At 62.1% G+C, this 18,780-nt stretch carries 16 protein-coding genes; 5 read left to right on the top strand and 11 right to left on the bottom strand.

Features of this window, described 5'->3' with window-relative positions; genetic code table 11:
* Positions 1–75 precede the first annotated feature (75 nt).
* Entirely contained in the window at positions 76–1,581 is a 1,506-nt protein-coding gene (locus HCZ87_RS03945; protein WP_175582145.1) for a DUF427 domain-containing protein, read from the top strand.
* 54 nt (positions 1,582–1,635) lie between these two features.
* On the opposite strand, the gene HCZ87_RS03940 is transcribed toward HCZ87_RS03945, so the two are convergent.
* From HCZ87_RS03940 to HCZ87_RS03930, 3 genes are all read right to left on the bottom strand, one after another.
* Positions 1,636–3,144, bottom strand: a complete 1,509-nt coding sequence (locus tag HCZ87_RS03940; protein ID WP_254868511.1) for an aldehyde dehydrogenase family protein — start codon at positions 3,142–3,144, stop codon at positions 1,636–1,638.
* 8 nt (positions 3,145–3,152) lie between these two features.
* On the bottom strand, positions 3,153–4,262 hold the full coding sequence (locus HCZ87_RS03935; protein WP_167642469.1) for a saccharopine dehydrogenase family protein: 1,110 nt from the start codon (positions 4,260–4,262) through the stop codon (positions 3,153–3,155).
* Positions 4,263–4,379: 117 nt separating this feature from the next.
* The gene (locus HCZ87_RS03930) at positions 4,380–4,832 is read right to left on the bottom strand and encodes an Lrp/AsnC family transcriptional regulator (RefSeq protein WP_254868510.1); all 453 of its coding nucleotides are present in this window, start codon (positions 4,830–4,832) and stop codon (positions 4,380–4,382) included.
* 309 nt (positions 4,833–5,141) lie between these two features.
* On the opposite strand from HCZ87_RS03930, the gene HCZ87_RS03925 reads away from it, so the two are divergent.
* Positions 5,142–6,680, top strand: coding sequence for a bifunctional diguanylate cyclase/phosphodiesterase (locus HCZ87_RS03925; RefSeq protein ID WP_254868509.1), 1,539 nt, complete (start codon positions 5,142–5,144; stop codon positions 6,678–6,680).
* Positions 6,681–6,780: 100 nt separating this feature from the next.
* On the opposite strand, the gene HCZ87_RS03920 is transcribed toward HCZ87_RS03925, so the two are convergent.
* From HCZ87_RS03920 to HCZ87_RS03885, 8 genes are all read right to left on the bottom strand, one after another.
* Positions 6,781–7,926 (bottom strand): iron-containing alcohol dehydrogenase, encoded by a 1,146-nt coding sequence (locus tag HCZ87_RS03920; RefSeq protein WP_167642466.1) that lies wholly within the window; start codon positions 7,924–7,926, stop codon positions 6,781–6,783.
* A 106-nt stretch (positions 7,927–8,032) separates the two neighbouring features.
* Complete coding sequence (locus HCZ87_RS03915; protein ID WP_167642465.1) at positions 8,033–9,415, bottom strand: aldehyde dehydrogenase family protein; 1,383 nt, start codon at positions 9,413–9,415, stop codon at positions 8,033–8,035.
* A gap of 102 nt (positions 9,416–9,517) precedes the next feature.
* A complete protein-coding gene (locus HCZ87_RS03910) occupies positions 9,518–10,879 on the bottom strand; it encodes a glutamine synthetase family protein (protein WP_167642464.1) in 1,362 nt (453 codons plus the stop codon).
* Between the two features lie 114 nt (positions 10,880–10,993).
* Positions 10,994–12,028, bottom strand: a complete 1,035-nt coding sequence (locus HCZ87_RS03905) for a TRAP transporter substrate-binding protein (RefSeq protein ID WP_167642463.1) — start codon at positions 12,026–12,028, stop codon at positions 10,994–10,996.
* A gap of 27 nt (positions 12,029–12,055) precedes the next feature.
* Positions 12,056–12,793 carry a DUF4336 domain-containing protein gene (locus HCZ87_RS03900; protein WP_167642462.1) on the bottom strand — a complete coding sequence of 246 codons (738 nt, stop codon included), beginning with the start codon at positions 12,791–12,793 and terminating at the stop codon, positions 12,056–12,058.
* Positions 12,783–14,102, bottom strand: coding sequence for a TRAP transporter large permease subunit (locus tag HCZ87_RS03895; protein ID WP_167642461.1), 1,320 nt, complete (start codon positions 14,100–14,102; stop codon positions 12,783–12,785). The genes HCZ87_RS03900 and HCZ87_RS03895 overlap by 11 nt, the downstream gene beginning before the upstream one ends.
* Entirely contained in the window at positions 14,099–14,686 is a 588-nt protein-coding gene (locus tag HCZ87_RS03890) for a TRAP transporter small permease subunit (protein ID WP_167642460.1), read from the bottom strand. The genes HCZ87_RS03895 and HCZ87_RS03890 overlap by 4 nt, the downstream gene beginning before the upstream one ends.
* Positions 14,683–15,447: an N-formylglutamate amidohydrolase gene (locus HCZ87_RS03885; RefSeq protein WP_167642459.1), complete on the bottom strand. Its 765-nt coding sequence runs from the start codon at positions 15,445–15,447 to the stop codon at positions 14,683–14,685. The genes HCZ87_RS03890 and HCZ87_RS03885 overlap by 4 nt, the downstream gene beginning before the upstream one ends.
* A gap of 114 nt (positions 15,448–15,561) precedes the next feature.
* On the opposite strand from HCZ87_RS03885, the gene HCZ87_RS03880 reads away from it, so the two are divergent.
* From HCZ87_RS03880 to HCZ87_RS03870, 3 genes are all read left to right on the top strand, one after another.
* Positions 15,562–16,419 (top strand): MurR/RpiR family transcriptional regulator, encoded by an 858-nt coding sequence (locus HCZ87_RS03880; protein WP_167642458.1) that lies wholly within the window; start codon positions 15,562–15,564, stop codon positions 16,417–16,419.
* A gap of 63 nt (positions 16,420–16,482) precedes the next feature.
* Entirely contained in the window at positions 16,483–17,637 is a 1,155-nt protein-coding gene (locus tag HCZ87_RS03875) for an AMP-binding protein (RefSeq protein ID WP_167642457.1), read from the top strand.
* Entirely contained in the window at positions 17,637–18,746 is a 1,110-nt protein-coding gene (locus tag HCZ87_RS03870; RefSeq protein WP_167642456.1) for an acetyl-CoA C-acyltransferase, read from the top strand. The genes HCZ87_RS03875 and HCZ87_RS03870 overlap by 1 nt, the downstream gene beginning before the upstream one ends.
* Positions 18,747–18,780: the final 34 nt, after the last annotated feature.

Here is an 18,780-nt window from a genome sequence, read left to right as displayed (position 1 = left end):
CTATCCCATTGGACATGAGGGAGGAGGAAAAAAAAGATCCCGCCGCGCAACGGGGACGGAAGGAAGGGAGAACAACTGGATGGCGCGAAAGAGGAAGAAAAAGGAGACAGGACGCTGGCGCAGAGCAGCCGCGCAAAAGTCATGTATGAAACCCGCCGCGCCCCGGTGGTCTATTTCCCGCGCGAAGACCTGCGGGTGGATATCGACAAGGCCTGCGGCAAGACCACCTTCTGCCCCTTCAAGGGCACCGCGCATTACCGGGATCTGATCCTGCCGGGCAAAAAGGAGCTCTGCAATGCGGTGTGGAGCTACGACGAGACCCTGCCGGAAGCGCGACAGATCAAAGGGCATATCGGCTTCATCCCCGAGGCGCTGGATCGGCTGGATCTCGGCGACAACCGGCTGCAAGCGCCGGATTACGGGAATATTTCTGGCCCGCTGGTGGACTGGCTCTTGCGCGAGGCGGCCTTTCTGCCCACGCCCGAAGACTTCACCCAGGCTTTTGTCGACAAGCTGCACGAACAGGGCGTGCCGCTCTCGCGCCTGACCATCCTCGCTTGGGCGCTGCATCCCCGGATCGCCGGGCATCACTACCTCTGGGAAAAGGGCGACCCCGGGGTCACCACCCGCTCGCCGTCCTATGAAATTCACGAACTGCCGGAATTCAAGAATTCGCCGCTGCGGCATGTCTCCAGGGGGCTCGGCGGGCTTCGGTATCGGCTGACGGCTGCGGTGCCCTCGGAGGATTTCCCGATCCTGAAGGACCTGCGAGACCGCGGCATGACCGACTATGTCGCCATGCCGCTGCCCTTCTCGGATGGGCGGATCAATGTGCTCACCGCCGCCTCGGACGCCCCCAGGGGCTTTAGCACAGCGGATCTCGGGCTGATCTTTGAATGTTCGGCGGTGATCGCGCGCTATTACGAGGTCTTCATGCAGCGCGAAAACGCGCAGGCGGTGCTGGAAACCTATGTTGGCAAACGCTCGGGCGCGCGGGTCCTTGGCGGCAATATCCGCCGGGGCGATGGCGACGAAATTGACGCTGCGATCATGTTTTGTGACCTGCGTGGCTCCACCAAGCTCGAAGAGCTGCTACCGCGCGACAAATACATCAAGCTGCTGAACCAGTTCTTTGAGACCACATCCGACAAGGTGCATGAAAACGGTGGCGAGGTGCTGAAGTTCATCGGCGACGCGGTTCTGGCGGTCTTTCCCGCAGGTCAGAACCCGGTCGAGGCACGCATGCAGGCGCTCGCTGCGGCGCGGGCGATTGTCGCCGCCTTGGCAGAGATCGCGCCCTGCCCCAGCCAGGACTGCCTGGACTGCGCCATCGGGATCGCCTCAGGGTCTGTGCTCTATGGCAATATCGGCTCGCAGGAGCGGCTGGATTTCACCGTGATCGGCCAGGCCGCCAATATAGCGGCGCGGCTTGGGGACTATGGCAAAGCCGTCGGGCACCGCATTGTCGTCTCGAAGGATATTCTGGTGGAGGCAGAGGCCGACGCGCTGCCGCTTGGACAGGTGAAGCTGCACAACGTCAGCACCCCGGTGGAGAGCTTTGCGATTCCTGCCGACAGGTAAACCTCCCCGCCGGGGCCGGCGGAGAGGCATTGTTTCAGGCCAGCCCCAGCGCGGTTAAATGTCGAATTTGACCCCCTGCGCCAGTGGCAGCTCTGCCGAGTAGTTCACCGTGTTGGTTTGCCGCCGCATATAGGCTTTCCATGCATCAGAGCCGCTTTCGCGCCCGCCGCCGGTCTCCTTCTCGCCGCCAAAGGCGCCGCCGATTTCCGCACCGGAGGGGCCGATATTGACGTTGGCGATGCCGCAATCCGATCCGGCAGCGGTCAGGAAGCCCTCCGCTTCGCGCAGGTTGAGCGTGAACACACAGGAGCTGAGCCCCTGTGGCACGTCGTTTTGCATCTCCAGCGCCTGGTCAAAATCGTCATAGCCCATAACGTAGAGGATCGGGGCGAAGGTCTCTTCCTTCACGCTGGCGGTCTGGCTTGGCATCTCGACCAGCGCCGGCGCCATATAGACACCACCAGCGGGTACGCCCTCGGTGACCCGTGCGCCGCCATGCACGGTGCCGCCCTCGGCCTCCGCCGCACGGAGCGCGGCCGTCATTGCCTCGCCTGCGGCCTCATCCACCAGCGGCCCCACCAGGGTGCCCTCGGCGAGCGGGTCGCCAATGGGCAGGCCCGCATAGGCGGATTTCAGGCGTTTCACCAGATCCGCGCGGATCGAGTTATGCACGATCAGGCGGCGCAGGGTGGTGCAGCGTTGACCGGCGGTGCCAACGGCGGAGAACACAATGGCGCGCACCGCCATTTCCAGGTCCGCCGAGGGCGCGACGATCATCGCGTTGTTGCCGCCCAGCTCCAGAATGCATTTGCCAAAGCGTTCCGCGACCACAGGCGCGACCGCGCGCCCCATGCGGGTGGAGCCGGTGGCGGAGATCACCGGCACCATCGGGCTTGCAACCAGCGCCTTGCCCAGGTCGGCATCACCGATCAGCAGTTGCAGCAGCCCCTCGGGCGCGTCATCGCCGAAACGGGCCAGTGCGCGTTCAAAGATCCTGGCGCAGGCCATCGCCGTCAGCGGGGTTTTCTCCGACGGTTTCCAGATCACCGGATCGCCACAGACAATCGCCAGCGCCGTGTTCCAGGACCAGACCGCCACCGGAAAGTTAAAGGCGGAGATCACGCCCACCGGCCCGACCGGCTGCCAGGTTTCCCGCATGCTGTGGCCCGGTCGTTCCGACGCGATGGTCAGACCATAAAGCTGGCGCGACTGCCCGACTGCGAAATCGCAGATGTCGATCATCTCCTGCACCTCGCCAAGGCCCTCGGAGGTGATCTTGCCCGCCTCCCAGCTGACCAGCGCGCCAAGATCCTCCTTGGCGGCGCGCAGCTCCTCGCCCAGCAGGCGGATCAGCTCGCCACGGCGGGGGGCAGGCACCAGACGCCAAACCTTGAAGGCCGCCTGAGCGCGCGCGAGGATCGCGGGCATGTCGCTGACCGGGGTGTCCTTCAGCTCTGCCAGCAGGCGACCGTCGATCGGGGAATGCACCGCACGGGTGCCGCCGCTGAGGATGCCCGCGTCGAGGCCGAAGGTTTTCAGAATGTCGTCTACTGTCTGTGTCATATCTTTCATCACTCAGCCGCCATTGTCATGTGGTCCAGGTCACCAGCCCGGTAGAGCTGGCCAAATTCAGTCTCTAAAAAGGCGTTTAGCGCCACTTGTTCCTGCCGCAGGAAGCCCTGTTGCGGCAGTCGCCCCCGCCGCACCAGATCCACAACGCCAAGCACCCCGGCCGCCGTGGTCACCTGGATCGCGCTCCAGGTCTGATCGCCGATCTGACGAGAAAAGCTCTTGTTGATCAGGCTTTTTTCACGCAGCGCGCCGTTGATCTGTCCGCGCGCGGTGCAATAGACCAGCACAACGTCCTGATCGGTGCGCGGCAGCGCGGTTTCAAAAATCTCCTTCAAGAGGTCGCGCCGACGCTCAAGTCCGAGATCATGCAACAGCAGTTTCAGGATATCGCAGTGCCCCGGATAGCGGATCGAGCGATAGGACACGGCCCGCGCCTTGCCCTCCAGCGTTTCCGGCAGGGTGCCGAGCCCGCCCGAGGTGTTGAAACATTCGTATTCCACCCCATCGAGACCAAGGCGTTCGTAGTCTTCCAGCGGCGCGGTCTTGGTTCGCTCTCCGGCGACGATGGCGTCGCAGGGATTGCAATATTCGTTGATCAGCCCATCGGTGGACCAGGTCAGATTGTACTTCAGCGCGTTTGTCGGGAACTTTGGCAGCGCGCCGACCCGCATGTGCAGGCTGTCCAAGGTGTCAAACTCCGCCGCCAGCGCCGCGCCTGCGATGCCGACAAACCCCGGGGCAAGGCCACATTGCGGCATAAAGACGGTCGCGCTGCCCTGGGCCAGCGCGCGCACGGCGTCAGTGGCGGCGACGTCCTCGGTCAGGTCAAAGTAATGCGCGCGGGCGGATTTGGCCGCCGTGGCGATAGCGGGCGTCAGGAAATACGGCGCGGCAGAGATGACGGCGTCAAACCCCGCCAGCCCTCTGGCCAGATCGTCGGGATCCTTGGCGTCGATCTGGCGGGTTGGGACCCCAAGGTCAGAAACCGCGCCAAGCGCCGCCAAATCGTGATCCGCAAGCGTCACCTGGTAGTTGGGCGACATTTTCAGCAGCGTGGCAATCATCTGCCCGATCTTGCCCGCCCCGACGATACAGATATTCCATCGCATATGACCCGCACCTCCTTGTTTTTTATGAGGATGCAGGGACATTTGTTCATATTGTAGGGCGAGGATTGTCGGATTGACGCGGATTACCGCCAAATCGACGAAAGCTCCGTCATAGCGTCAGGTTCGGTCGATACGACGCCCAAACACCACCAGCGTATTGGTCCGCTGCACCCCCGGCATGCGCCCGACCTCATCCACCAGAATGTCCAGATCCTCGATCCGGGGCGCCTCGGCCGAGACCATCAGATCATACTCGCCATTGATCGACAGGCATTGGCGAATTTCGGGATAGGCCTCCAGACGTTTGACAATGCGGCTGGTGTCTTTTTGTTGCACCTCAAGCAGCACCACCACCATCACGGTGTTGCCCTCATCCGCCTCTCGCAACACCACCGTATAGCCGGCAATGATGCCGCGCTCTTCCAGCCGGGTGATCCGCTCGTGAACGGTGGTGCGCGCCACCCCAAGCTTTGCCGCCAGTTTGGTTGTGCTCTCCCGGGCATTCGCTTGCAGTGCGGCGATGATCCGGCGATCCAGATCGTCCATGGTGCCTCCGTCGTGGTCCTGCATGATCTACTGCAAAGCCATCCCGCGCCGCGCAAGGGTTTTATTGCCTTCTGACCGGCACGCCCGCCGGGGAGGCGAGACGATCAACAACCTATAGTTGACATAATAAGCACTTACGCTACCCTGAATCAGAACACAGGAGGATCAGAGGTTGCGCGGAGGAGGACGGGCACAGGCGGTTGCGAGACTGCGTGGCATAGCTTCTTTAAGGAGCATATGTCGCCCTGCACCGCGACCACCGCACAACATGGCGCGAGCGATCCTGCCATACGCCTTGCGATCCCCGTGCCAGGTGCGTCGGGGGGCATAGCGATGATGTCTCCCCCTGCAATGGTCGCGGTTCTGGCCTGTTTGGTCGCTCTCGCCTTTGCCGGAGGCTATCTGCTCAGCACTGTTCTGCACATGCGACGTCAGGCGGCACAAGGCCAGGCCACGCGCCTGCTGCCCCCCGCCACCCGGCGCCATGGGCCGCAGCCAATACCCAACAAGGAGAGACATGCGGATGGCCAGGCCAAAGGCGACGGCGTTGCCCCCGCCGCAGAGAACACGACGCTTCCGCTTCCTTTGCATACGCGGCTCAGCATCAAGAGCCAGATCACCCAGGCCCTGGCGCGCGCCGCAGCCAAGGGCGAACAACTGGCGCTCATGCTGGTTGATCTGGATCGTTTTCGGGACATCAACGACCATATGGGCGATGAGGTGGGCGATCAGGTCCTTATGCGCTTTACCGCGGCGCTGCGCTCCAGCCCTCGTCCCGGGCTGACCATCGGCACGCTGGGCGGCGATGAATTTCTGCTGCTCGTGGAGCGCCTATCTGCCGAAGATTGCCTGGAACAGCTGGCAAAGGAGATCGCCGCAGCCCTTGGCGATGAGGTCACCGCCGAGGGGCTGACCTGTCGATTGAGCGCCAGCATCGGCATCGCGCAATACCCTGCGGATGGTCACAGTTACCGCGATCTGATGCAGGCGGCCAAGGTCTCCCTGAGCCATGCCAAATCAAAGGGGCGCGGCCAGATCAGCTGCCATGCGCAGCATATGGAACGCCGCACCGAAGAGAGTCTCCAGCTGGAAAACGACCTGCACCATGCCATCGCCAATAACGAGCTCTTGCTGCACTACCAGCCGCAGATCGACCTGCGGACCGGACGCTGCGTCGGTGCCGAGGCGCTGCTGCGCTGGCAGCACCCGCAGAAGGGCATGTTGTTCCCCGGCGGTTTTGTTCCGCTTGCGCTGGATAGCGGGTTAAGCTCGGTGATCGACCATTTTGTCCTGCAACACGCCTGTGCGCAGATCGGTCGCTGGAAGGCCGAAGGCTATGATACGCATCAGATTTCCATCAACGTCTCGGCGGCGACCCTGTTGCAGCCCGGCTTCAGCAATCTCCTGCTGAGCAATACGCAAAAGCACGATATCGACCTGCGCAAATTGGAACTGGAAGTCCTGGAAAGCACCCTGTTCCCCCGCATGCGGGCCTCTATCGACGCCATCGAGGATCTATGCGCGACAGGCATTGATCTGGCCATTGATGATTTCGGAACCGGCTATTCCTCGCTGGCGATGCTCAAGGACCTGCCAATCAGCCGGATCAAACTGGATCGGCAGTTTATCAAGAACCTGCCCCGCGACCAAAAGGACGACCGCATCGTTGCCGCCCTCATTGCGATGGGGCGGAGCATGGGCATCAATGTCATCGCCGAAGGCATCGAAACCCGCGAGCAAAAAGAGCGGCTGATCGCACTGGGTTGCACCCATGCGCAGGGCTATTACTTCAGCCGCCCCGTATCAGCGGATGACTTCGCCGCGCGCTGGATGAAATGCGAATACGCGGCGCTGCATGCCTCTGGAAAGTGACCCCTTTCCCGCCGCGCAGCACGCCCCCGCCCGTCGCGCCAACCCGCGCCAACAAAAAAGCCACGCCCGGCAGGCGTGGCTTTTCTTACCTTCAAGGTGTTTAGAGCGCCTCTTGAAAGAGCGCGGTCAGATTTGCTTCGGTCAGCTCGATCGGATTGCCGCCACAGCTGGGGTCGATGAGGGCATCCTTGACCAATGCCGGGATCGCGTCTTCGGTGACCCCAAGATCAGAGAGCTTGCGCGGGATCTCAAAACTGTCGTTGAACCCCTGCACAAAGCTCTGAAAGCCCTCAAAGCCGCCCGCGATACCGAGATAGGCCGCCGCCATGTCAAAACGGTCGGAAATCGCGCTGGCGTTGAAGGCCAGAACCGCCGGCATGCAAACCGCGTTGGTGGTGCCGTGGTGGGTGTTGAAATGCGCCCCGATCGGGTGACTCATGGCATGGATCGCACCGAGACCTTTCTGGAATGCGGTGGCCCCCATGGCCGCCGCCGACATCATATGCGCCCGCGCTTCCAGGTCACTGCCATCGGCATAGGCACGCGGCAGATACTCCTTGACCAGGCGCATCCCCTCCAGCGCGATGCCCTGCGACATCGGGTGATAATGCGGCGAGGAAAACGCCTCGACACAATGGGCAAAGGCATCCAGGCCGGTGCCTGCGGTGATGAATTTCGGCATGCCGACGGTGAGTTCGGGATCACAGATCACCACCGAGGGCAGAACCTTCGGGTGGAAAATGATCTTCTTTTGATGCGTCACGCTATCGGTGATCACCGAGGCGCGACCAACCTCTGATCCGGTACCTGCGGTGGTCGGCACCGCGATGATCGGTGCGATCGCATCGGCATCGGCGCGGGTCCACCAATCGCCGATATCCTCAAAATCCCAGATCGGGCGGGTTTGACCGGCCATAAAGGCGACCATCTTGCCCAGATCCAGCCCCGAACCGCCGCCGAAGGCGATCACGCCGTCATGACCACCGGCCTTGTAGGCCTCGACACCGGCTTCGAGATTTTTCTCGTTCGGGTTGGGATCCACCTCGGAGAACATCGCGCGGCCAAGGCCAGCGGCCTCCATGATATCCAGCGTGGATTGGGTGACGGGCAAGCTCGCAAGCCCTTTGTCGGTAACCAGGAGCGGTTTGCTGATCCCCGCCTGGGCACAGGCCTCGGCCAGTTCCTTGATCCGGCCTGCGCCGAATTTGATAGCGGTCGGATAGGACCAATTTCCGATGAGAGACATAAGCAGTGCCTTTCGTGAAGTGGCTGGCGCAATGGCCAGTAGGTGAAATCGCGCCCACGCAAGGCGCAGAAAGGATGCCGGACCGCTCAGGGTCCGGGGAGAAACATCAGCCGGTGACTTTTTTCAGGTGATAGGACTTGGGCCGTGTCAGATTCTGATAGCCGATGACAGACAGACCGCCACCCCGCCCGGTGTTCTTGCAACCGGTCCAGCACAAGCCGGGATCAAGGTAATCAGCGCGGTTCATAAAGACAGTGCCGGTCTCGATTTGATCGCCCACCGCCTGCGCACGCTCCAGATCCTTCGTCCAGAGCGAGGCCGTGAGGCCGAAGTCGCTGTCGTTCATTAGCACAATGGCTTCCTCGTCCGAGGACACCTTCATGATGCCCACAACCGGGCCAAAGCTCTCGTCGCGCATCACCCGCATCTCATGGGTGACATTGGTCAGGATCTGCGGCGTCAGATAGGCGCCGCCATCATCGGCCGCCATCGGCGCGATATGCGCCACCGCGCCCTGCGCCACCGCCTCGTCGATCTGATCGCGCACCTCCCGGGCAAAGCGCACATTGGCCATCGGGCCGATGGTGGCCTCACCGTCCAGCGGGTTGCCCAGTTTGTAGCCGTTGACCAGCGCGACAGCTTTTTCAACAAAGGCGTCGTAAAGGCTCTCATGCACGTAGATCCGCTCGATCCCACAGCAACACTGGCCCGAGTTGAACATGGCACCGTCGATCAGCGTGTCCACCGCCGCATCCAGATCGGCGTCTTCCATGACATAGCCGGGATCCTTGCCGCCCAGCTCGGTGCCGACACCGGTAAAGGTGCCCGCCGCCGCGCGTTCCATCGCCTGACCACCGCCAACGGAGCCGGTAAAGTTCACAAAATCAAACGCCCGCTCGGCAATCAGCGCCGATGTGGTGTCGTGATCCAGGAAAACATTCCTGAACACATCCTCCGGCACCCCCACGGAATGGAAAGCCTGCGCCATGCGCTCGCCCACCAGCAGGGTCTGGGTGGCATGTTTGAGTACCACGGTATTGCCGGCGATCAGCGCCGGCGCAACGGTGTTGATCGCGGTCATATAGGGGTAGTTCCAGGGGGCGACGACAAAAACCACCCCATGCGGCAGGCGCTTGATGTAGCGTTTGAAGGTCGCATCTTCGCCGACCTCGATATCCGCCAGCGCCGTTGCAGCGATCTCGGCCATATGGCTGGCACGCTCGTTGAACCCGCCAAATTCTCCGCCAAAGCGCACGGGGCGCCCCATCATATGGGCCAGTTCCGGCACGATCTCGTCATTCATCGCGCCAACGGCGGCAACCCCAGCCATGACCAGATCAATACGCTCTTGCAGCGGGCGTGCGGCCCAGGCTTTTTGTGCCGCACGGACCTGCGCAACCTCAGCGCGGGCCGCCTCCAGCGTCAGTGTCTCGCGACTTGCAAAGACCGATCCGTCGATCGGCGAAATACAGTTCAGTGTCTTGCCCATTGGCCAACTCCTCGGAGGGCGCCTGTCGCGACCTCGCTACGCTTTCATCTTTTCAAAAATATCCCGGGGGCGCGGGGGCTGGCCCCCGCCTCCATCGGCATGTCAGGCTTTTTCCAATCCACGCGCGATCTCGTAATCGGTCACGACGCGGTCGAACTCCTCAATTTCCCACTCAGCGGCACGGGCGTAATGGGCGATGACCTCATCGCCCATCGCCTCGCGCAGCATATCCGAGGCCAGCAAGGCCTCGCGCGCCTCCGTCAGGCTGCGGGGGATATGCTGTGTTGCGTCATCCGCATAGGCATCGCCGCTAAAGGGCGCAGACAGCGCGAGCTGCTCTTCAATGCCCTTCAGCCCCGCCGCCAGCATCGCCGCCTGGGCCAGATAGGGGTTCATATCAGAGCCCGGCACCCGGCATTCCACCCGCACCGCCTTGCTGCCCTCACCACAAAGACGGAAGGCCGCAGTGCGATTGTCCACCGACCAGACCACCTGCGTCGGCGCAAAGGTGCCCTTGGCAAAACGTTTGTAGCTGTTGATATAGGGCGCCATGAAATAGGTGTAGTCGGCGGCGTATTTCAGCAGCCCGGCCATATAGTGATCCATCAGCCTGGACTTGCCCAGGGGCGCGGCCTCATCAAAAAACGCATTCTTGCCATCTGCCCAGAGCGACTGATGCACATGGGCGGCAGAGCCGACACGGTCCTGATGCCACTTCGGCAGGAAGCTGGCCGCATAGCCCTGCTGATGCGCGATTTCCTTGATGCCATGTTTGGCCAGCGTGTGATGGTCTGCGGTCGCCAGCGCTTCGGCATATTTGACGTTCAGCTCTTCCTGACCGGCCTCCGCCTCGCCCTTGGAGCCTTCGACCGGAATCCCCATGGCGCGCAGATGGTTGCGAATGGGACGCATCACCGGCTCTTCCTTGGAGGTCTGGAAGATGCTGTAGTCTTCATTGTAGGTGGAGATCGGCTTCAGCTTGAACCCGTTTTGCGCGATCTCGTCATGAGTGCCCTGAAACAGGAAAAACTCCAGCTCGGTGGCCATCACCGGCGTAAAGCCCAGCACGGCACAGCGGGCAATTTGCTTTTTCAGCATCTCGCGCGGGGAATGGGGCACCGGCGCGTGGTGGTGGTGATCAAGCACATCACAGAGCACCATTGCGGTGCCTTCCAGCCAGGCTACGGGCCGAAGGGTCGTCAGATCCGGCTTCATGATATAATCGCCGTAGCCCGCCTGCCAACTGGTGGAGGCATAGCCATCGGGCGTCGCCATCGCGAGATCGGTGGCCAGCAAATAGTTGCAGCAATGGGTCTCGCCCTCGGCCATCTCTAGGAAAGCCTCCGCATGAAACCGCTTGCCTGCCAGCCGGCCCTGCATATCGACGATGCAAACCAGAACAGTATCAATTGTGCCGCGCTCCATTTCGGCTTTGAGCGCATCGAGAGTGAGAAGGCCAGACATGATACGTCCCCCGGTTGGTCAGAGTGGAAGGGTTCCTAAACGGTGACCGGCCCCATCGGGGCCGGTCGCTGATCAAGACCGGTTCGGGCCCAAGGCCCGGACCGGCCCGCTGGGTCACCCGTAGCGGTAGGGGCGACCTGCTTTGGCCATATCGGCGTTATACTTCTTGAAGATCTCGACGACCTTCGCCTTGGTTTCGGACTCCGCCGCGATTTCATCCCAGAACTTCACGGCGGCGTCTTCTACCTGCTGCCATTCCGCATCGGGGATGGAGGTCAGCTGCATCTTGTCGCCATTGACGCGCAAGGAAGCTTCGCCGCCCCAATACCACCACTGACGGTAATAATGGGATTGATCTGTGCAGACCCGGAACAGGGTTTGCAGATCTTCCGGCAGCTCGTTCCAGCGATCCATATTGGCAAAGAAACTGCCCGCCCATGCGCCGGAGATATTGTTGGTCAGGAAGTAGTTGGTCACATCGGCCCAGCCCACGGTATAATCTTCGGTGATACCGGACCAGGCGATGCCGTCCAGCTCGCCGGTTTGCACCGCAACCTCGATGTCTTCCCACGGCAGGGTGACCGGCACCACGCCAAACTGGCTGAGGAAGCGACCAGCGGTCGGGAAGGTGAAAACCCGCTTGCCCTTGAGGTCCGCGAGGCTGCGGATCGGCTCTTTGGTGGCAAAGTGGCAGGGATCCCAGGACCCGGCAGAGATATGTTTGACGCCGACCTTGGAATATTCCGCGTCCCAGATCTCGTTCAGGCCATACTGGTTGAACAGCACCGGCACATCGAGCGAATAGCGCGACGCGAAGGGGAAGTAGCCGCCAAAAACGGTGACTTCGGTGGGCGAGGCCATGGAGTCATCATCCGACTGCACCGCGTCGATGGTGCCTTTCTGCATGGCCCGGAACAATTCGCCGGTGGGCACCAGTTGGTCGGCATAGAAAAGCTCGATCTGCATCCGGTCGCCCGCGATCTTGTTGAACATCTGGATCGCCGGGTCGATCACATGTTCGGCAAGCGCGGGACCGGCATAGGTCTGCATCCGCCAGGTGATTTTGCCGGAGGCCAGCGCCGGTGTTGCCAGCGGGGCCGCGGCGGCGCCCAATGCGGTGGTCTTTAGAAAGTTACGACGTGTCGTCATGTTTCAGTCTCCTCTGTCGGACTTTGTTCAATGGCTGTGCCGGGTTGGCGCCAGCCCTCTGAATCCTTCCCGGAGCCGTTGCGGTGCATTCTCGCGAAGGATGTCGCCATGCGCGAGCACGACGATCGTGGGGTCCCAGTCGAGCATCCGGGCCAATGCGGCCCCGAGCTTGTCCCGGTTGCCGGCAAAGGACATCCAGATGTCCAGCGGCATTTTTCCGTTTGGTGCAAGGATGCCGGCCAGCCACGCAAAGGGGCGCACCCAGAGCGGCAGCCTGGCGCCATGCATATTCTCTATCAGATCTGTCAGCACCAGCGTGTGGCTCTTTTTGTGAAAGAACACCACCTCGGTATGAGCCTTGCTGCCGCGAACGATCAGCTGGTCGATCTCCTCGGCCCAGTCGGGCGCGGGGGCCTCGCCCAGATCCCGGTCAAAGGCGATGGAAACATTGCGGCTCTCGGCCCGCTCGCGCACCCCGGGAGAGGCCCAGCTCACGGCCTCCGGGTAGTGCTCTGCCCAGGTGCCGATATAGGCATAGTGAATCCAGTTCGGCGACACCAGGTGACGGATCCGGCCCAGCGCCTCCAGCTCGGCGGCCAGTTGCGGCGTATAGGCGATGGGCGAATGCAAGAACAGATCGCCGTTTTGCAGCCGCATGACGGTCATCCGGGTCGGAAAGGGGATCTTGTAAAAGTCAATGGTGGGGCCATCAACGATCCAGATGTCCTCCCCCAATGGGGTCAGGAGAGCGGGGTCACTTGCCATAGACCAGCTCCGGCAGCCAAAGGGCGATTTGCGGAAAGACCATGATGATCCCCAGTGCCACCACCATAATGCCGACAAAGGGCACGATGGAGCGATAGATATCCATCAGCGAAATCTCGGGCGGGGCCATCGCCCGCATCAGAAAGAGGTTATAGCCGAAGGGCGGGGTCATATAGGCGATCTGCGTGGTGATCGTATAGAGGATGCCATACCAGACCAGATCAAATCCCAGCTCGCCAACCAGCGGCACATAGAGCGGCGCAACGATGACCAGCATGGCGGTATCATCAAGGAAGGTTCCCATGATGATGAAGGACAGCTGCATCAGGATCAGGATCACCCAGGGGCTGAGGCCCCATTGATCGGTAAACAGGCTGTCGATCGCCTTCACCGCGCCGAGCCCATCAAACACCGCGCCAAACCCCAGCGCGGCCAGAATGATCCACATGAACATGCAGGAAATCGCCAGCGTGCTGCGGGTGCAGGATTCAAAGATTTTCCAGCTCATCCGACGCTTGGCGATCGAGGCCGCCAGGGCGGTCAGCGCCCCGATGGCGGAGCTTTCCACCAGCGAGGTCCAGCCGTTGACAAAGGGCACCATCATGGCGGCAAAGATCAGCAGGGGCAGCGCACCGGCACCGAGCAGGCGCAGTTTTTCGGCACGGCTGACCTCATGGGCATCTTCCATCGCCGGGCCTAGATCGGGCGAGATTTTGCAGCGCAGCCAGATGTAAATGATGAACAATCCGGCCATCATCAGCCCCGGCATCACCCCCGCGAGCCAAAGCTGGCCCACGGGCTGACGCGCAATCATCGCATAAAGCACCAGCACCACCGAGGGCGGCACCAGAATGCCGAGCGAGGACCCCGCCTGAATCACGCCGGTGACCATGGTTTTGTCATAGCCGCGCTTCAACAGCTCCGGCAGTGCGATGGTGGCGCCGATCGCCATGCCCGCAACAGACAGGCCATTCATCGCCGACACCAGCACCATCAGGCCGATGGTGCCAATCGCCAGCCCGCCGTTGATCGGCCCCATCCAGACGTGGAACATCTTGTAAAGGTCATCGGCCAGGCGGCTTTCGCTCAGCACATAGCCCATAAAGATGAACATCGGCAGCGTCAGCAGCGGATACCATTTCATCAGCTTCATCGCTGCCGAGAACGGGATGTCATAGCCTCCGACACCCCAAAGCAGCATGGCCGCAATCGCTCCGACAGCACCGATCGCCCCAAAGACCCGCTGCCCGGTGAAGAGCATCAGCATCATCGACGCGAACATAAAGATGGCGATATATTCCTGGTTCATGCGTCACGCTCGCTTGCAATCTCGTGCCCGTTGAGGCGGGCAATGTCTTTGAAGAGTTCGGAGACGGCCTGAAGCAGCATCAGGAAGAAGCCCAAAACCATGATGGATTTAATCGGCCAGATGAAGGGGCGCCACGCGGTGGAGGCGCGCTCCATATGGCCAACCTCTTCAGCGCCAGTGATCAAACCCCAGAAAAACGCAAAGGGATTGTCGCCCCAATAGCCCAGTGAATAGGCCGTGGAGCCAAGCCCGCCGTAAAAAAGGATCGCGAGATAGATGATCAGGAACAATACGGTGAAGGCATCAAACCAGGCTTTTCGCCGCGTTGACCAGCTGTGGTAGAACAGGTCCATCCGCACGTTGGAACCCAGCTGGATCGAATAGGGTCCGCCCAGGATATAATAGGTCACCATGGCAAACTGCGCCATTTCCAGCGTCCAGAGCGATGGCAGGAAAAAGGTCTTGGAGATCGAGGACCACAGCAGGACCCCCATCATCGCAAACAGGCCCCACATCATCACCCGGCCAATCCGGTAGTTCACCGCATCCACGACACGGGCATATCCCAACATGGCGTTGATCATGCAAAGCCCTCCTTCAAAGTGGCGCGGATCCAGGGGGCCAGGGCATCGGCCCAGGCGTCCTGCTGTGCGGCGGTCGCAATCAGATCGTTGCGGATTTCCAGCATGACATTGAGCAGCCCATTGTCACAGCCGTGTAAATCCAGCGTATGCGCAACACCGTCGCTGGCGCTATAGGGCGCGTTGAGGCGTACATCCCAGCCAAGATCCGCGGGCTTGCGGGCCAGCATTTCCGTGGCGAAACGCGCATCGCGGCCGTGCAAGAGGCCAAGTTCAACCGCCCGGCGCTCGCCCTTATAGACCGGGGTGAAACTATGCACTGTCACCATCAGGCGCAGCGCGTCTTTGCGGCGGACGATTTCCTCCGCCAAAGCGGCGCGGAACGGCTCGTACACAGCCGCCACCCGCTGCGCGCGCGCCGCGTCCGAGAGGTCGTGGTTGCCGGGAACGTCAAAAATCTCTGACCTGGTCGGGATCGCGCTAGGCGCCGAGGGCGGCCGGTTCAGATCGTACACAAGCCGCGAGATGCAGCCCTCCACCATCGGCCCGCTGAACCGCTCTGCCAGGCGGCGCGCAACGGCGAGGGCGCCGGGATCCCAGGCGATATGGCTCTGACGGGTCGCCGCATCCAGACCCAGATCCGCAAGCGCAGGCGGGATCCAGTTGGCGGCATGTTCACAGACGACGATCACCTCCGCATCTGGGGATGAGGGCGTCTTGGCGAATGCGGGGCCGAAGCCCGAGGCAGAGGAATCCGGTTGCATATGTCGCATGCTCTTCAGCCAGCGGCCTTCTGTCAATATACTTTCTGTAAAAATCCTTTCATCGAACACTCGTCTGTAATAATATGAATAAATATCGAGCAGAGGGAGACCGGAATGCCGACGATTGCCGAAAAGCTAAAGGCCCGTGAACAAGATCTGACTCGGGCAGAGCGACAACTCTCGGCGGCGATCCTCGACAATTATCCGATCCCCGGGCTCGGCAGCATTACGGAGCTGGCGGAGCTGGCGCAGGTTTCGACCCCGACCGTTGCCCGTATGGTGCAAAAGCTCGGCTTTTCCGGCTACCCCGAATTCCAGCATGCGCTGCGCGAGGAACTGCACGAGATTATCTCCAACCCTGTGGAAAAACGGGCAGAAATGGCCCCCGCCCTGCCCGAGACCCATATGCTCAATCGCTTTGCCATAGGGGTCTATGACAACATCCGCGCCACGCTGGAGAATGTGAACCTGGAGGAGTTCGACACGCTCTGCGATCTTCTCGCGGATACCAACCGGCGCGTGCATATCGCCGGCGGGCGGCTGAGCGGGACATTGGCGCAATCGCTCTATCTGCACCTCCAGATGATCCGAAAAGATGTCTTCATGATCCCGCCACGGGCCTCCTGGGCGCATTCGGTGCTGGATCTCCTGCCCGGCGACACGCTGATTCTGTTCGACATCCGCCGATACGAGAACGCCACCTTGCTGCTGGCCGAGATGGCGCATGAGCGCGGGGTTGATGTGGTGCTCTTCACCGACCAATGGCGCTCGCCGATCCAGAAAGTGGCGAAATACACGTTTTCTGCGCGCATCACGGTGCCCTCGGCCTGGGATTCCGGCGTTGCGCTGCTCTTGCTGGTGGAAAGCATGATCGCCCAAATCCAGGAGCAGCACTGGGAAACCGTAAAGCTGCGCACCGACGAGCTGGAAGCCGCCTTTGATCGCACCCGGCTGTTTCGCAAGTTCACCTGAGGCCTGTTCTCTCACCCGGCCCCGCGATACGCTGATCGCCGACCAGAAAGCGGCGGAGCGCGCATGACCTCGACCCAGAACAGATTTCAGCTGTCGCCGCAGACCCGTTTCCTGACACCCGATGTTGCAGGTCTGCCGGAGCTGCGAGAGGCGCTGCTAAGCGAAACATCCATCCTGGCAAAGCCCGAGGATGCGCCCATTTCCCCTGTATTAGAGCCGCAACAATGGCTTTATTGCCAAAGCTCCGGCTCCACCGGCTATGCCAAAACCATTCGCCGCAGCCCTGAAAGCTGGATCCGCAGCTTTGAGCAGGATCGGGATCTTTTTGCCCTGAAGGGGGCCGATACCTATGCCACCCTTGGCAGCCTCTCGCATTCGCTGACGCTCTTTGCCGCTGTCGCCGCCTGTCACATCGGCGCCGATCTGGCGATGCTGGGAGGCGCGACGCCGCGCTCTCAGCTTGCCCAGTTGCGCGCTTTGGAGGCGAGCATTCTCTATGCCACCCCGGCGCAGCTTCGGCTGCTGCTCAGGGCCGCCCATGACCGCAATCTGCCGCAGCTGCGTCTGATCTTTTCCTCCGGCGGCAAGCTGGACGAGGCCAGCCGTCACGCCCTCGCCCGGCTCTGCCCAAATGCACAAGTGATGGAGATTTTCGGCGCGGCGGAGACCAGCTATATCACGCTTTCCACACCGGAGACCCCGGCAGGCTCGGTCGGGCGCCCCTATCCGGGGGTCGAGCTCCGCATTGCCGATCCCGACCCCCTGGGCCTGGGCGAGATCTGGTTGCGCAGCCCCTATCTGTTTGACGGCTATGCCGAGGGCAGCAGCACCGAGACCCGCTGGGATGGTGACTGGCTCAGCATTGGCGAGATGGGCTGGCTGGATGCAGCGGGCAACCTCTACCCCAAGGGGCGGCGCAACCGGATGGTCACCGTCGCTGACAAGAATGTCTTTCCCGAAGAGATCGAAAGCCTGTTGATGCAGGCCGAGGGGGTCGAGGCCGCCGTGGCGCTGGCCCTGCCGGACCCCATGCGCGGACACCGGATCGTGGCCGTGGTCCAGGGCGATTGCAATCCTCAGCACTTACGGCAGCTCTGCCGGACCCAGATCGGCGCCCATGCGGTGCCAAAGGAGATCCGCAGCCTCGACAAGATCCCGCTGCTCGCCGCAGGCAAGCCCGACTTGCGGGCGCTGGCAAAACTCTGGGAGGGTGCATAATGGCGCGGATCATCGCCGCGCGGCGCAGTGCAGTGGTGCCAAAAGGCGGGAAATTCGCCGCATTAGAGCCACATCAGCTCGCCGCGCCGGTGATCACAACGTGCCTGTTGGATGCCGGATTGCGGACCGATGAGGTTGGCGAGCTGATCCTTTCCAACGCGCTTGGCGGGGGCGGCAACCCGGCGCGGATTGCGGCGCTGGCGGCAGATCTGCCCGAACGCGTCGCGGGGTTGAGCATTGATCGCCAGTGCGCGGGCGGGCTGGATGCGATCCTGCTGGGCCATGCGCTGGTAGATGCGGGCGTGCATGACGTGGTGATCGCAGGCGGGGCCGAGAGCTACTCCCGCCGCCCGCTGCGCGCCCACCGTTTTGCCGATGGCCGCACGCCCGAACCCTATGATCAGGCGCCCTTCACCCCCTGGCCCGAACGCGACCCCGATATGGCAGAGGCCGCCGCCGCGCTGGCCCAAACGCAGGGCATCAGCCGTGCCGAGCAGGACGACTGGGCGATCCGCAGCCATGCATGGGCCCGGGCCGCTGCCACGGCGCGCAGCGCCGAGATCGTGCCGATTCATACCATCACCGACGATCAGTTCACCCGTGAGCTGAGCCCGCGCCATTGTGCCAGAGCGCCAAGTGTTTTTGGCGATATCACCGCCGCGACCATGGCGGTAGCGGCAGATGCGGCGGCCTTTGTGGTGATCGTCAGTGATACCCTCGCGCGGCGGCTGAACCGGGGTGGGATGCGCCTGATGCAGGGCGTCACGCTGGGGGCCGACCCGGAACAGCCGGGCCTCGCCCCAATCCCCGCCATCGCGGAGGTGCTGTCGCGCGCCGGACTATCCGCCAAAGCACTGCACCGGGCGGAAATCATGGAGGCTTTCGCGGTGCAGACGCTGGCCTGCATCCGGGGCGCACATTTGGCCGAGGAGATCGTCAACCCGGCAGGGGGCGCACTGGCGCAGGGCCATCCCGTCGGAGCCTCCGGTGCAATCCACGCGGTGAAGCTGTTTCACGCGCTGCGCCCCTCCGATGGTCCTGCGCTTGCCGCAATTGCGGCAGCGGGTGGGCTGGGCTCTGCTGCGCTGTTTGAAGCCATCGCACCCTGATCCCCCAAGACGAAAAAAGGCGCCGCTCACCGCG

Origin of the sequence: Phaeobacter sp. HF9A (genome assembly GCF_011806385.1) — a bacterium.
In the GTDB taxonomy this organism is placed as follows: domain Bacteria; phylum Pseudomonadota; class Alphaproteobacteria; order Rhodobacterales; family Rhodobacteraceae; genus Epibacterium.
This window is presented reverse-complemented; position numbering and strand designations above follow the sequence as displayed.

What these genes read in the sequence shown, in the direction of transcription:
- HCZ87_RS03870 (WP_167642456.1), top strand. Translation starts at nt 17,637, where the DNA reads ATGGCGCGGATCATCGCCGCGCGGCGCAGTGCAGTGGTGCCAAAAGGC.
- HCZ87_RS03930 (WP_254868510.1), bottom strand. Translation starts at nt 4,832, where the DNA reads ATGCAGGACCACGACGGAGGCACCATGGACGATCTGGATCGCCGGATC.
- HCZ87_RS03935 (WP_167642469.1), bottom strand. Translation starts at nt 4,262, where the DNA reads ATGCGATGGAATATCTGTATCGTCGGGGCGGGCAAGATCGGGCAGATG.
- HCZ87_RS03940 (WP_254868511.1), bottom strand. Translation starts at nt 3,144, where the DNA reads ATGACACAGACAGTAGACGACATTCTGAAAACCTTCGGCCTCGACGCG.
- HCZ87_RS03925 (WP_254868509.1), top strand. Translation starts at nt 5,142, where the DNA reads ATGATGTCTCCCCCTGCAATGGTCGCGGTTCTGGCCTGTTTGGTCGCT.
- HCZ87_RS03890 (WP_167642460.1), bottom strand. Translation starts at nt 14,686, where the DNA reads ATGATCAACGCCATGTTGGGATATGCCCGTGTCGTGGATGCGGTGAAC.
- HCZ87_RS03920 (WP_167642466.1), bottom strand. Translation starts at nt 7,926, where the DNA reads ATGTCTCTCATCGGAAATTGGTCCTATCCGACCGCTATCAAATTCGGC.
- HCZ87_RS03875 (WP_167642457.1), top strand. Translation starts at nt 16,483, where the DNA reads ATGACCTCGACCCAGAACAGATTTCAGCTGTCGCCGCAGACCCGTTTC.
- HCZ87_RS03895 (WP_167642461.1), bottom strand. Translation starts at nt 14,102, where the DNA reads ATGAACCAGGAATATATCGCCATCTTTATGTTCGCGTCGATGATGCTG.
- HCZ87_RS03880 (WP_167642458.1), top strand. Translation starts at nt 15,562, where the DNA reads ATGCCGACGATTGCCGAAAAGCTAAAGGCCCGTGAACAAGATCTGACT.
- HCZ87_RS03905 (WP_167642463.1), bottom strand. Translation starts at nt 12,028, where the DNA reads ATGACGACACGTCGTAACTTTCTAAAGACCACCGCATTGGGCGCCGCC.
- HCZ87_RS03900 (WP_167642462.1), bottom strand. Translation starts at nt 12,793, where the DNA reads ATGGCAAGTGACCCCGCTCTCCTGACCCCATTGGGGGAGGACATCTGG.
- HCZ87_RS03885 (WP_167642459.1), bottom strand. Translation starts at nt 15,447, where the DNA reads ATGCAACCGGATTCCTCTGCCTCGGGCTTCGGCCCCGCATTCGCCAAG.
- HCZ87_RS03915 (WP_167642465.1), bottom strand. Translation starts at nt 9,415, where the DNA reads ATGGGCAAGACACTGAACTGTATTTCGCCGATCGACGGATCGGTCTTT.
- HCZ87_RS03910 (WP_167642464.1), bottom strand. Translation starts at nt 10,879, where the DNA reads ATGTCTGGCCTTCTCACTCTCGATGCGCTCAAAGCCGAAATGGAGCGC.